Source organism: Acidovorax delafieldii 2AN, from assembly GCF_000175235.1.
In the GTDB taxonomy this organism is placed as follows: domain Bacteria; phylum Pseudomonadota; class Gammaproteobacteria; order Burkholderiales; family Burkholderiaceae_C; genus Acidovorax; species Acidovorax delafieldii_B.
Genome location: NZ_ACQT01000099.1, coordinates 1 through 13,330, shown reverse-complemented (window position 1 = coordinate 13,330; position 13,330 = coordinate 1). Strand labels below are relative to the sequence as shown.

At 67.5% G+C, this 13,330-nt stretch carries 10 protein-coding genes and 2 pseudogenes; 5 read left to right on the top strand and 7 right to left on the bottom strand.

Features of this window, described 5'->3' with window-relative positions:
• From ACDELDRAFT_RS24135 to ACDELDRAFT_RS13025, 5 genes and pseudogenes are all read right to left on the bottom strand, one after another.
• Positions 1 to 162: pseudogene (locus ACDELDRAFT_RS24135) on the bottom strand (methylated-DNA--[protein]-cysteine S-methyltransferase); the annotation flags it as partial.
• A gap of 11 nt (positions 163 to 173) precedes the next feature.
• Positions 174 to 287: pseudogene (locus ACDELDRAFT_RS25720) on the bottom strand (hypothetical protein); the annotation flags it as partial.
• A 393-nt stretch (positions 288 to 680) separates the two neighbouring features.
• Entirely contained in the window at positions 681 to 3,503 is a 2,823-nt protein-coding gene (locus tag ACDELDRAFT_RS13035; RefSeq protein WP_005797463.1) for a DEAD/DEAH box helicase, read from the bottom strand.
• 268 nt (positions 3,504 to 3,771) lie between these two features.
• Entirely contained in the window at positions 3,772 to 4,266 is a 495-nt protein-coding gene (locus ACDELDRAFT_RS13030; RefSeq protein ID WP_005797462.1) for a hypothetical protein, read from the bottom strand.
• A 19-nt stretch (positions 4,267 to 4,285) separates the two neighbouring features.
• Entirely contained in the window at positions 4,286 to 4,540 is a 255-nt protein-coding gene (locus ACDELDRAFT_RS13025) for a GlsB/YeaQ/YmgE family stress response membrane protein (RefSeq protein ID WP_005797460.1), read from the bottom strand.
• A gap of 317 nt (positions 4,541 to 4,857) precedes the next feature.
• Between ACDELDRAFT_RS13025 and ACDELDRAFT_RS13020 the strand changes: the two genes are divergently transcribed.
• Positions 4,858 to 5,232: a hypothetical protein gene (locus tag ACDELDRAFT_RS13020; RefSeq protein ID WP_005797458.1), complete on the top strand. Its 375-nt coding sequence runs from the start codon at positions 4,858 to 4,860 to the stop codon at positions 5,230 to 5,232.
• A gap of 35 nt (positions 5,233 to 5,267) precedes the next feature.
• On the opposite strand, the gene ACDELDRAFT_RS13015 is transcribed toward ACDELDRAFT_RS13020, so the two are convergent.
• On the bottom strand, positions 5,268 to 5,831 hold the full coding sequence (locus ACDELDRAFT_RS13015) for a C40 family peptidase (protein WP_005797456.1): 564 nt from the start codon (positions 5,829 to 5,831) through the stop codon (positions 5,268 to 5,270).
• Positions 5,832 to 6,233: 402 nt separating this feature from the next.
• Between ACDELDRAFT_RS13015 and ACDELDRAFT_RS13010 the strand changes: the two genes are divergently transcribed.
• From ACDELDRAFT_RS13010 to ACDELDRAFT_RS12995, 4 genes are all read left to right on the top strand, one after another.
• Positions 6,234 to 7,826, top strand: a complete 1,593-nt coding sequence (locus ACDELDRAFT_RS13010) for a thymidine phosphorylase family protein (protein WP_005797454.1) — start codon at positions 6,234 to 6,236, stop codon at positions 7,824 to 7,826.
• A 2-nt stretch (positions 7,827 to 7,828) separates the two neighbouring features.
• A complete protein-coding gene (locus ACDELDRAFT_RS13005) occupies positions 7,829 to 8,743 on the top strand; it encodes a ribose-phosphate diphosphokinase (protein ID WP_005797452.1) in 915 nt (304 codons plus the stop codon).
• Positions 8,744 to 8,909: 166 nt separating this feature from the next.
• Positions 8,910 to 9,515 carry an isochorismatase family protein gene (locus tag ACDELDRAFT_RS13000; RefSeq protein ID WP_005797450.1) on the top strand — a complete coding sequence of 202 codons (606 nt, stop codon included), beginning with the start codon at positions 8,910 to 8,912 and terminating at the stop codon, positions 9,513 to 9,515.
• Positions 9,516 to 9,705: 190 nt separating this feature from the next.
• A complete protein-coding gene (locus ACDELDRAFT_RS12995; RefSeq protein ID WP_005797448.1) occupies positions 9,706 to 11,598 on the top strand; it encodes a propionate--CoA ligase in 1,893 nt (630 codons plus the stop codon).
• Between the two features lie 156 nt (positions 11,599 to 11,754).
• On the opposite strand, the gene ACDELDRAFT_RS12990 is transcribed toward ACDELDRAFT_RS12995, so the two are convergent.
• On the bottom strand, positions 11,755 to 13,330 hold a 1,576-nt coding region (locus tag ACDELDRAFT_RS12990), incomplete at its 5' end, for a putative bifunctional diguanylate cyclase/phosphodiesterase (protein WP_005797446.1).

The window sequence follows — 13,330 nt, the reverse complement described above, 5'->3', positions numbered from 1 at the left end:
GGCCGCGCAGGCCTGCGCCACGGCGCGCACGGCGGTGGGGGCGCCAATGCGTTGGGCGATCTGGGCATAGCTGGCTGTGTGCCCCGCAGGGATGGCCTGCAGCGCCTGCCATACGCGCTGCTGGAACGCCGTGCCCCGCACCCCGGGCGGCAGTACACGCCCGTGGTCTGCACCGAGTACCAGAAGCTGCCGTCTGCTTGGGCGCTGCGCGCCACCACGGCCGCCCAGCGCGGATCGGCTGCGGTGGCCGCAGCCTGTTCGACCCGCTGGGTGGGTGGGGCAGCCATGGGGTGGTGATGGGGTGTCAAAGGGCGGGTGCTGGCATTCGGGTGCATGGTGGATGGCTCACAAGGTGGTTGCGATGCCGTTCACTGTAGGAGCGCGGCGGTCCGCGCGCACTCCGAAGCTTGCTTTTGAATTCTGCGCTGGCGTTGCGGGCAGACGCCAGCGCAGACCGGATGTCCTCTTGCCGCAAGCGGCCATCCCCGTCGCCCAGCAGGCGGGCGGAACACCTGCCCGCAAGGGGATACGTTCAGGCAAGCCGCCGTTGCTCGGGGCACCGCACGCGGGCGGAGAGGCCGGCTGGCCTTGTGGGCACCCTTCTGCCGTCGTGCGCTACATTTGCTTTATTTTTGATAGCATCAACCGCCTGTTGGTTAAGCGCTTGCAACCAAGAAGGCTCAGATTTCAGGCGACTGCAGCGGCCGGGGCCGCCGTTTGCCCGTGCCGCCCCAGCGCAGCGCGTCTTCGCCGGGTATGCCCAGCGGGTTGTTGGCCGGCTCGGTCAGGGGCGCGAGCAGCGCGTGCAGGTCGGCCTCGCTGAACTTGACCGCGCCCTCGGCATCGTGCCCCAGCACGCCCTGGGCCAGTGCGGCCTTGCGGGCCTGCAGCTCCAGCATCCGTTCTTCGATGCTGCCTTCCACCACCAGTTTGTAGACGAACACCGGCTGGTCCTGCCCGATGCGGTGGGCGCGGGCGGTGGCCTGTTCTTCCACGGCGGGGTTCCACCACGGGTCGAGGTGGACCACGGTGTCGGCGGCCGTGAGGTTCAGGCCCAAGCCACCGGCTTTGAGGCTGACGAGCAGGATGGGGGCGCTGGTCTCGTCCTGCGCCTGGAACTGCCGCACCACCGCGCCGCGCTGGCGGGGCGGCGTCTGGCCGGTGAGGGTGAGGTAGGGCAGGGCCAGGGTGTCAAGCTGCTCCGCCACCAGCATCAGCATTTCGGTGAACTGCGAAAAGACCAGCATGCGGCGGCCTTCATCGACCAGCGTGGGCAGCAGGCCGGCCAGCAGTTCAAGCTTGGCGCGTTCCATCGTCTGCGCTGTCTTCGTGGTGCCTTTGACCAATCGTGGGTCGCAGCAAACCTGCCGCAGCTTGAGCAACGCGTCCAGGATGGCGATTTGCGAGCCTTCAAAACCCTGCCGCTCCAGTGCGCGGCGCACCTGCTTGTCGGCGGTGGTGCGCACGGCCTCGTACAGCTCACGCTGCTTGCCTTGCAGCTGCACGCGCAGGATGGTTTCGGTGCGCGGCGGCAGCTCGGTGGCCACGTCCTGCTTGCGGCGGCGCAGGATGAAGGGGCGCACGCGCTGCGCCAGCAGCTGGGCGCGCAGGGTTTCGCCGTTTTCTTCGATGGGCTTGCGCCAGCGGGCGTTGAAGCTGCGCACGTCGCCCAGAAAGCCGGGCATCAAGAAGTCAAACTGCGCCCACAGCTCGCCCAGGTGGTTCTCCAGCGGCGTGCCGGTCAGGCACAGCAGGTGCGGCGCCTGCAACTTGCGCAGGGCGCGGGCGCTGCGGCTGCCGGCGTTCTTCACCATCTGGGCCTCGTCCAGGATGAGCAGGTGGAAGGGCTCGGCGGCCAGCGCCTCCACATCGCGCCAGAGCAGCGGGTAGGTGGTCAGCACCAGGTCGTGGTCAGCGATGTGCAGGTAACGTTTGCCACGGTCGGCGCCATGCAGGGCCAGCACGCGCAGGCTGGGCGCCATGCGCGCGGCCTCGGCCTGCCAGTTGAAGAGCAGCGAGGTGGGCAGCACCACCAGGGCCGGGCGGGTGAGGCGCCCTGCCTCTTTTTCGGTCAGCACATGGGCCAGCGCCTGTGCGGTTTTGCCCAGACCCATGTCGTCGGCCAGGATGCCGCCCAGGCCTTGCTCGCGCAGGTACTGCAGCCACGCCAGGCCTTCGAGCTGGTAGGGCCGCAGCTGCACCTGCAGGCCCTTGGGCGCAGCCACGGGCTGGGGCGTGCCGATGCGGCGCAGGCGCTGGGCCAGTTGCGCCAAACCCGCGTCGCCCTGCAGCTGCCAGCCGTTGCTCCAGCCATTCACGGTGCCCACGCGGTGGGCTTGCACCAGCCCGGCGCGCAGGGCCTCGATGCGGCGGGCCTCCCAGGCGCCCAGGCGCAGCGGGTCGCCGTCCTGGCGCTGGTTGCGCGTGGGATCGGTGAGCAGGTCCACCATCGCACCCACGATGGCTTTGAGCGGCCCGGCCGGCGCCTCGATGCGCTTGCCGCCGGGCGCGCGCAGCTTGATGATCGCCAGGTCGTCGATGGCGGCCATCTGCTGAGCGTTCAGCCAACGGGGGTCGCGGCGCAGCAGGTCGGCCAGTAGCGGGGCCAGATCCAGCGTTTCGCCATCGATCTCGATGCCCAGCGTCAGCAGCCAGGCGCCTTCGCGCTCGGGCAGCATGAGCTTTTGCACCGGGCGCTGGCGTGTGCCCAGCGGGCCGTCCACCTCCTTGCCCAGCAGCTCGCCAGTGGCGGTGGCGATGTGCAGCTTCCAGCGCAATACGGGCACGCTTTCGTGTGCGAAGCCGGGGTGCACCACCACGATCCAGCCTTCGGCGCGCAACTGCGGAACCACGTCGGCCCAGAAGTCGCCAAAGTGCGCCTCCTGCGCCAGCGTCCACACGGGGCCCAGGCTGCTGGCGGCGGCGCGGTGGCGCCACTGCAGCTTGGCAGCATCCACGGGGATGAGGCCCATGTCCCACACGCGGTCCAGGGCGTCGGCCTCGGCGGCCAGGTTGCGCTGCATGCGCACTACGGGGCCGCCGGTGTCGAACAGTTCCAGCACCTCAGCGGGGCGGGCGCCCAGGATGGAGGTGGGTGCGCTTTCGTGCCACGCGGCGCCGCTGTAGGTGCGGTAGGTCCAGTCGATCTGCGCCAGGGTCACGGCGTCGCCGCGCGGGCCCAGCCTGCCGTGCGGTTGCAGGCCCAGCAGGCCTTCACCCCGTCCGAGGGTCATCAGGGTGATGCGGGGGCGGAATTCGCCTTGCACGGTGCCGTCATCCGGCGCCGGTGGTTGGTGACTTGCCGGGGGCTTGCGCTGGTGCGCGTCGGTGCGCAGGCGGGCCACCACGTGTGCTGCGTCTTGCGGTGCAAGGGGCGGCAGTTGCTGCAACACCGCGGGGCCCGCGCCACTGCGCAGGGCGCGCAGCCCCAGTTCCACCGGTGCCGCCGGATTTTGCGGAGACGAATGGAGAGACTCTGGAGTGGTGCCGTTGGCGGGGGCCATGGCGTGATTTTGCCCTTTGGGGTGGGCGTCTCGGCGCAAGGTCCGGCAGGGCGACGGCTTGCTGCCAGCACCGGCCTGCTTGCGCCGGGCCGCCGCGGGTTGGCGATCAAGCTGTTACTGGGCTGGCGTTGTGCGCTTGGGGTGGCGCAACGTCGCCGCCAAGGGGGGCGTTGTGCATCGGCAGAAGCATTGGCAGTGCTGATTGATGCCAGGGCCCCTCAGGGCGGTGCGTCCCTGAAACGACCTGTGGGGATGGTGTGGGACGCGCCTATCGGGGAACAGGCAGCGCCAGTTCAGCCACCTGCACCACGCGCACGCAGTCGCGCAGGTGTTGCTCGCCCAGGTAACGCAGCGTGGCATAGCCCAGCGTGGCCGACACAGCCTGCCCCGCCAGCGGCACATATTTCGCCAATTGCCGGGTGCTGAGGCGCAGCCCCAATGAGCGCGTGGCGCGCAACGCGATCTCGTGGGTGATGACCTTGCCAATCACTACCGAGCCCACCAGAGTCACCGCCTTTTGCACCTGCTCGCGCCTGCGGGGATTGAGCTGGTCGAGCTGCTCCGGTGCAAGGCCGAACTCGGCACTGATCTGTGGCAACAGGCGCGAGAGCAGGGCGGCGTCCACCGCCCAGTCCAACCCGGGCACGCGCACTGTGCTGGCTATTGCAGCCACGAGGGCACGCCGGTGCAGCAGGCGCCGGCTGCGTTGTATGGCGGCGGTGATACCGGGATGGCCGGCGGCCATCTGGCGGACGGATGCCATGGGAGTGGCGGGCTGCGGATCAGGTGTTGTTGTTCTTGACCAGGCCGTAAAGCACCAACAGCACCACGGCGCCCACCACGGAGGCGAGCCAGCCGGCCGCAGCGCCTTGCTGGTACCAGCCCATGGCCATGCCGACATATGTCGCCAGGAAAGCGCCGGCGACTCCCAGGAGGGCGGTCATGATCCACCCCATTTTGTCGTCACCAGGCTTGAGCGCCCGCGCGATGAAACCAACAACGAGTCCGATCAGTAGCGTCCCGAGAAGAGAGAGCATGACAGCCCCTTTGAAGAAAGAATGGAGGCGACTGTATGACAGCAATTTGAGGGAGGTGTGTCAGACAAATGCCTGTACATGCGATTTCTGTGAATATTTCACACCGAATGTAGGGGTGCTGCGCCGCAGAGGCAACGAAACACGGCCCCACGTGTGCGGCCGCTTCGGCGCGAAAAAATGCACCCGGTTTCGCGCGTAGGCCCAGGCCTACATGTCCGCGCGCCTGTCGCCTGCCCACCGCAGGCGGCCCTGCCTATGGACCGTTGCGCACGGGAGGCGTAGATTCAAGTTTCTTGATGAACTCGAAAGGAAATCGCATGAGGAACTATTGGGCATCAGGCCTGCTGGCCGCAGCCTTGGGGATCGCGGGTGGTGGATTTTCGACGCAGGTGCTGGCGCAAAACGGTGATCTGGCCTCTCTGGAACGTGGCGCCGGACCGGACTCAACGCCGCAGCAGCGTTACCAGTCGGCCATTCGCGAAGCGGGCGGCGGTCTCAAGGTCAGCCTGGAGGAATGCCGAGCCATGCCCCAAGGCACTGAACGCAAAGGATGCGAAGCGGAAGCGCGGGCTCGGTACCAGGAAGACATGGCCAATGCACGGGCCATGCGAAACAACCCTGCGCTAGGTCCTGTGAATGTCACCGGAGGGCCCATCCGCAGCACCGTGACAGAAATTCCGGCGAAGCCCTGACAGGCGTTGGGGTGCTGCAGCGGCACCCCAGCAATTTACTGTTCGACCTTGGACTCGACGGCAACGCGCCGTGCGCCGTCAAACCGGCGCTGCCAGTACGACTGGCGCATATCCTCAACGCGCACTTCGCTGCCGGTGCGGGGAGAGTGGATGAACTTTCCGTCGCCGACGTAGATGCCAACGTGGCTGAATGCGCGGCGCATGGTGTTGAAGAACACCAGATCGCCCGGCTGCAGTTCTTTTTTGTCAATCACCTGGGTGGTGGCAGCCTGTTGGTCGGCGCGGCGGGGCAGGATCATGCCCACGGTCTGCTCGTAAATGGCCCTCACAAAGCCACTGCAGTCGAACCCGGTGGCAGCGCTGCTACCGCCGCGGCGGTAGGGCACGCCAATGAACCCCATGGCGTTCACCACCAGGTCGGCCGTGCGGTCGGCGACGACATGGGCCTTGTCGGCCATGGAATGGCGAACGTCATCGAGTTGGGTCAGCAACCCTTTTTCCGCAAGAAAGCGCTCGATATCCTCGGGGGATGCCGCTGCGGGCGCAGCGTGGGCGGCAGAGGCGCAGACGAGTAATAAGGCAAGGATCCAACGGGGCATGGGTGCGCAGGGTACCACGCTTTCCTTACAGCCCCGGATCGAATACCCCACTGCGTGTTCGGCAGCCGGCTCAGGCAGGCTCAAAACGGCTCTGGGGGGCCGATGCCGAGCCGCCTCAAAGCGCAGCGGTCGTGGACCAGAAACCCAGCGCGCAGAAGCCTGTGGCCGTGCTTGGTTCGCTCAACCAGCACGCCCATGATCCACCATCTGTTGACGCGGATGCGCCGCCATCAGCGCCCCTGGGGTTTCGCCGAACAGCATGGCGGCAGGCGTGCTGCAGCACCGGCAGGATCGCCTTGCCGGACAGGCTGCAGCGTCGCATGTGCATCGGCGCAAAGGGAGTCTTGAGTTAAGTCATGATTTTCGGGACGGCAGGGGGGCATTCCGGTGTAGTCTGCTGCCATGCACATCGAGACCAGCGAACCCTCCCAACATCCGGTACCTGCCGCGCAGAGCCTTTCGCAACTGGCGTTGCGCCGCGTGGCCATTGACACCTGGCGCGAGAACGTGGCCTACCTTCACCGCGATTGCGCGGTGTACCGGGCGGAAGGCTTTCAGGCCCTGTCCAAGATCGAGGTACGCGCCAACGGCCGCCACATCCTCGCAACTGTCAACGTCGTCGATGACGACGCCATCGTTGGCTGCAACGAGCTGGGGTTGTCGAAAGATGCCTTTGCCCAGCTCGATGTGGACAACGGCCACACCGTCTCGGTCCGGCAGGCCGAACCGCCCGAGTCGATGGGCGCGCTGTTCCGCAAGATCGCGGGTGAGCGCCTCACGCGGGCGGACTATGCGGCCATCGTAAGCGACATCGCCGGGCTCCACTATTCCAAGATCGAGCTGACGGCCTTTGTGGTGGCCTGCAACCGCGATGAACTGGACCGCGAAGAGGTGTTCTTCCTGACCGACGCCATGGTGGCCAGCGGCCGGCGGCTTGACTGGCACGAGCCCCTGGTGGTGGACAAGCACTGCATTGGCGGCATCCCCGGCAACCGCACCACCATGCTGGTGGTACCCATCGTGGCCGCCCACGGCATGCTGTGCCCCAAGACTTCGTCGCGGGCCATCACCTCGCCGGCCGGCACGGCCGACACCATGGAGGTGCTGGCCAACGTGGAACTGCCCTTCGAGCAACTGGCTGACATCGTGCGCGATTACCGGGGCTGCCTTGCCTGGGGTGGCACGGCCAATCTTTCCCCGGCCGACGATGTGCTGATTTCGGTGGAGCGGCCGCTGTCGATCGATTCTGCCGGGCAGATGGTGGCCTCCATCCTGTCCAAGAAGGCCGCCGCCGGTGCAACGCATCTGGTGCTCGATATCCCCATCGGCCCCACGGCCAAGGTGCGTTCCATGCCCGAGGCCCAGCGCCTGCGCCGGCTGTTTGAATATGTGGCGCGGCGCATGGGCATGTCGCTGGACGTGGTCATCACCGATGGCCGGCAGCCCGTCGGCAACGGCATTGGCCCGGTGCTGGAGGCGCGGGACGTGATGCGCGTGCTGCAGAACGACCCCGATGCGCCCAACGACCTGCGCCAGAAGGCCTTGCGGCTGGCGGGTCGCCTGATCGAATGCGACCCCGACGTGCGCGGTGGCGACGGCTATGCCATCGCACGCGACATTCTCGATTCGGGCCGGGCGCTCAAGCGCATGGAAGAGATCATCGCCGCCCAGGGCAGCAAGGAATTCGACCACCACCACCCGCAACTGGGCCCGCTGACCTTCGAGGTGTGCGCACCCGCCAGCGGCACGGTGGTGGGCATTGACAATTACCAGATCGCCCGCGTGGCGCGGCTGGCGGGCGCGCCCAAGGTGCAGGGCGCGGGGGTGGACCTGATGCACAAGCTGGGCGCCACCGTCACCCAAGGCGAGGTGCTGTACCGCGTGCATGCGGGCTTCCCTGCCGATCTGGAGTTCGCGCGGCAGGCCAGCGCCCGCGACATCGGCTACCGCCTGGGCACCGCCGATGCCGTGCCCCAGGTGTTCGTGGAGTTCTGACCATGCTGGCTGATCCGTCGCAGGCCTGCCTGCTGCATTTTGACGACGAGACCGACGCGGCCATGCGCCTGGGCCTGGCCGCGCAACTGCCCGTGAAATTGATCGACCGCCACCGCTTCCCCGATGGGGAGCTGAAGCTGCGATTGCCGGTGGATGGGGCGGGGCGCCTGCCGCCGCACGTGGTGGTGGTGCGCAGCCTGCACGATCCCAACGAAAAGCTGGTGGAATTGCTGCTGGTGGCCCGCGCTGCCCGCACCCTGGGTGCGCGGCATGTCACGCTGGTGGCCCCCTACATGGCCTACATGCGCCAGGACATGGCCTTTACGCCGGGCGAAGTGGTCAGCCAGCAGGTGGTGGGGGGGTTTCTGGCCGGGCTGGTGGACGCCGTCGTCACGGTCGATCCGCACCTGCACCGGGTGGCAACCCTGCAGGAGGCGATTGCCGTGCCGGATGCCATCGTGCTCAGTGGCGCCGAGCCGTTGGCCGACCTCATCGCACAGCGGCGGCCCGGGGCCCTGCTGGTGGGCCCCGATGGCGAATCCGCCCAGTGGATCGCCCAGGCGGCCGCGCGCCACGGTTTCGACCATGCGGTATGCACCAAGGTGCGCCATGGCGACCGCGATGTGACGGTCCAGCTGCCGGCGGTCGACGCCGCAGGGCGTGCCGTGGTGCTGCTGGACGACATGGCGAGCACCGGCCGCACCCTGGCACAGGCCGCCCGGCTGCTGGGCGCGGCAGGTGCCGCTTCGGTGGACGTCGCCGTCACCCATGCCCTGTTTGCCGGAGATGCCCTGCAGGCCATGCACGATGCCGGGGTGGGCGAGGTGTGGAGCACCGACTGCATTCCCCATGCCAGCAACGCGGTGGCCATGGCTGCACCGCTGGCGCAGGCGCTGCGCTCATTGCTGCCCGCGTGACAAGGCGGCGCAGGCCGCGTCCGCAGCGGGCGTGGCACGTTGCACTGGCTCCTGGGCGGTCGCCGCCGGCACTGGATGGCTGGCGCACGCGGGATCTGGCGATTCCATGGCATGGGCTGCGACAATCAGCGCCTCTGTGTGAACCGGCCCGTTTCTGAAGGACACCATGCTGCTCGACGCTTCTGAATCCCAACTCGTTCTGGTGGACTACCAGGAACGCCTGATGCCCGCCATCTTTGAAGGCCCCGCCGTCGTTGCGAATGCGCGGCGCCTGGCCCAGATCGCGCAACTCATGGATGTGCCCGTGTGGGGCACCGAACAGAACCCCTCGCGCCTGGGCCCCAACGACGCCGCGTTGCGCGCCTTGTGCCACAAGACGCTGGCCAAGATGCATTTCAGTGCCGCCGAAGAAGGTCTGGGTGAATGGCTGCGCCCCCCCGCCAAGCCGCAGCAGGGCGGCAATGCCCGCAGTCTGCCCCGGCACCTGCAAAAGTCCGCCCAGCCAGCGTCCGAGCGCGGCACCATCGTGATGGCAGGCTGCGAGGCCCATGTGTGCCTGATGCAGACGGCCTTGGACCTGATCGAGGACGAGTTCGAGGTGTGGGTGGTGACTGATGCGTGCAGCTCGCGCACCGAGCGCAACCGCGACGCGGCCTTCGACCGCCTGGCCGGGGCGGGCGCCGAACTGGTCACCACCGAGATGGTGGCTTTTGAGTGGCTGCGCAGCAGTGAAAACCCTGCGTTCAAGGACGTTCTGGCGCTGGTGAAGTAGGCAACGGCGGCGGCTGTCTGGATTGAGGCCGTTTTGGCCTCTGGCGCGCTCCCATCAGTCGCTGGCAGCTATTGATTGAATAGCATATTGAATTCGTCGGTGCGTCAGCTTCCCGCAAGCCCGTCATGAATAATTATGAATTCAAAACCTGCAGCCCCTGCAGGGTGAGAGATGCCGAGGAGACAACGCCATGCCCCGCTATGCCGACTTTTACCGCCAGTCCATCGACCAGCCTGACGCCTTCTGGGCCGAACAGGCCCAGCTGATCGACTGGCACACCCAACCTCGGCAGATCTGCGACTACAGCAATCCGCCGTTTGCGAAGTGGTTTGTGGGCGGCACCACCAACCTGTGCCACAACGCCGTGGACCGCCACCTGAAAGACCGCGCCAGCCAGCCGGCGCTGGTGGCCATTTCCACCGAAACAGGCACCGAGCGCAGCTACAGCTTCACCGAACTGCACGCCGAAGTGCAGCGCATGGCCGCCGTGCTGCAGAGCCTGGGGGTGAAAAAGGGCGACCGCGTGCTCATCTACATGCCCATGGTTGCCGAGGCGGCCTTCGCCATGCTGGCGTGCGTGCGCATTGGCGCGCTGCATTCGGTGGTGTTTGGTGGCTTCGCCTCGGGCTCGCTGGCATCGCGCATCGAGGATGCCGAACCCGTGGCCATCGTCAGCGCCGACGCCGGCTCGCGCGGCGGCAAGGGCGTGCCCTACAAGCCGCTGCTCGACGAGGCGATCCGCCTGTCCAGCCACAAGCCCGCCGCCGTGCTGCTGGTGGACCGGGGCCTTGCGCCCATGGAGCTGGTGGCCGGCCGCGACCACCTCTGGGCGGCCCTGCGCGAGCAGCACCTGAACGCCACCGTGCCCTGCGAATGGGTCGATTCCACGCACCCAAGCTACACGCTCTATACCAGCGGCACCACCGGCAAGCCCAAGGGCGTGCAACGCGATACCGGCGGCTACACCGTGGCGCTGGCTGCCAGCATGAAGCACATCTTCGATGCCCAGGCCGGCCAGACCTACTTTGCGACCAGCGACATCGGCTGGGTGGTGGGCCACAGCTACATCATCTATGGCCCGCTGATCGCCGGCATGACCACCATCATGTACGAAGGCCTGCCCACCCGGCCCGACGCGGGCGTGTGGTGGAGCATTGTCGAGAAATACAAGGTCACGCACATGTTCTCGGCGCCCACGGCGGTGCGGGTGCTGAAGAAGCAGGATGCCTCGTGGCTCAAGAAGTACGACGTGTCCACCCTCAAGGCCTTGTGGTTGGCCGGCGAGCCGCTGGACGAGCCCACGGCCCAGTGGATCAGCGACGCGCTGCAGGTGCCCATCATCGACAACTACTGGCAGACCGAGACCGGCTGGCCCATCCTCACGCTGGCCAATGGCGTCGAGCCGCAGACCACCCGCTTCGGCAGCCCCGGCAAGGCCATGTATGGCTACAACGTCAAGCTGATCAACGAGGTCAATGGCGAAGAGCTCACCGGCCCCAACCAGAAGGGTGTGGTGGCCATCGAAGGGCCGCTGCCGCCCGGCTGCATGCAGACCGTGTGGCGCGACGACGAGCGCTTCGTCAACACCTACTGGAAGAGCATTCCCGGCCGGCTGATCTACAGCACCTTCGACTGGGGCATCCGCGATGCCGACGGCTACCACTTCATCCTGGGCCGCACCGACGACGTGATCAACGTGGCCGGGCACCGCCTGGGCACCCGCGAGATCGAGGAATCCATCTCGTCCCACCCCAACATCGCCGAGGTGGCCGTGGTGGGCGTTGCCGACCAGCTCAAGGGCCAGGTGGCCATGGCCTTTGCCGTGCCCCGCGATGCATCGGGCCTGACGGACGATGCTGCCCGCCTGAAGCTCGAAGGCGAGGTGATGAAGGTGGTCGATGCGCAACTGGGCGCGGTGGCCCGGCCTTCGCGCGTCCATTTCGTGACGGTGCTGCCGAAGACGCGCAGCGGAAAGCTGCTGCGCCGCGCCCTGCAGGCGGTGGCCGAACGCCGTGATCCCGGTGACCTGACGACGATGGACGATCCGGCGGCCCTGCAGCAGGTGAAGGACTTGGTGGGGTAACAGCCTGCGCCACACGCCCTGCCGGCGCCCGGCATGGGCGCCGCGGTCTTGCGGCTTTGCTGCCCGGCGTGTGTTGGCAGTGGTTTTTGCGGGCCGTGCCGAATCAATCAAAAATGATAGCTTGCAGCGCAGACAGATAAAGCGCTGCAGGCATTTTCAACGCAAACTCTCGCCCGGCCGGTAGCGCAGCCATCCCGCCGGCGGTTGCCAGTGGGCCACCCAGCCGGCAAAGCGGTCGAACGGCATGGGCCGGGCAATGCCGTAGCCCTGGGCGTGGGCGCAGCCCATCTGTTGCAGCATCTGGCCTTGCTCGACCGTCTCCACGCCTTCGGCAATCACCTTGCAGCCGAACGACCGGGCCAGCCCGATCACGCCCTGAACGATGGCCATGTCGCCCGGGTCGGTCATCATGCCGTGCACGAAACTCTGGTCGATCTTGAGTGTGTCCATGGGCAGGTTGCGCAGGTAGGTGAGCGATGAATAGCCCGTGCCGAAATCGTCCAGCGACACGGCCATGCCCAGCGCCCGCAGCCGCGCCAGCGTGCCTGTCACGGCAGGCAGGTCGTACAGCGCCGCGCTTTCGGTGATTTCCAGCTCGACCAGGGTGGCGGGCACCTGGGGATGGCGTGCCAGGCGCTCCAGCATCCAGTCGGCGAACCCGGGCTGCTGCAGTTGGCGCGCAGAAATATTGATGCTGAGGGGCAGCTGCAGGCCCGCCAGTATCAACTGCTCCAACTGCGCCAGCGCGGTTTCCACCACCCACTCGCCAAAGGCCAGCTCCAGCCCTGTGCTCTCCACCAGCGGCAAAAAGGCGGCCGGCGACAGCAGGCCGCGCTCGGGGTGCTGCCAGCGCGCGAGCGTCTCGGCGCCCACCACCACGCCCGCCTGCATGGCCACCTTGGGTTGCAGGAACAGCACGAACTCGCCGCGGGCCAGCGCATCGCGCAGTTGCTGGCCCTGTTCGCGTTGCGCACGCTGGGCGCGCTCCTGCTCGGCGTCGAACTGGTGAAAGCGGTTGCGCCCCGCCTGTTTGGCGGCATACATGGCCTGGTCGGCGTGGCGCAGCAGGGCGTCGGCATCGGCATCGTCCAAGGGGAACAGGGTGTAGCCAATGCTGGCCGTCACGGACACCCGCTCGCCCTCGAGCGAATAGGGCGGCGAAATGCTGTCCATCACCCGCTGCAGCAGCTGCTCTCCCTCGGCGGGTGACGCCAGCCCGGGCATGAGGATCACGAATTCGTCGCCGCCCAGGCGGGCCACGCAGTCCTGCGGGCGCAGCGCCCGCGACAGGCGGCCAGCCACCACCACCAGCAGCCGGTCGCCCGCGCCATGACCCAGGCGGTCGTTCACGGGCTTGAAGCCGTCAAGGTCGAGGTAGGCCACGCCCAGCCGCGTGCCGTTGGCCCGGGTCTCGGCCATGCGGTCCTGCAGCAGCTTGGCCAGCAGTACCCGGTTGGGCAGGCCGGTGAGTGCGTCGTAGTGGGCCAGCTTCTGCAGCAGCTCTTCCTGCTCGCGCTGTGGCGTGACGTCCATCGCCACGCCCAGCATGCGCGTGGGCTGGCCATGGGCGTCGTGGCTCACGATCTTGCCCAGGTTGCGCACCCAGCGGGCCGGCGCATGGGGTGCGGCCACCTTCCAGGTGGCATCGAACGGGGTGGCCGGGTGGGCGGCGTGGCGCGCCACCTCGGCCGATATGCCCGGCAGCGCATCTGCGGCCACGGCCGCGTTCCAG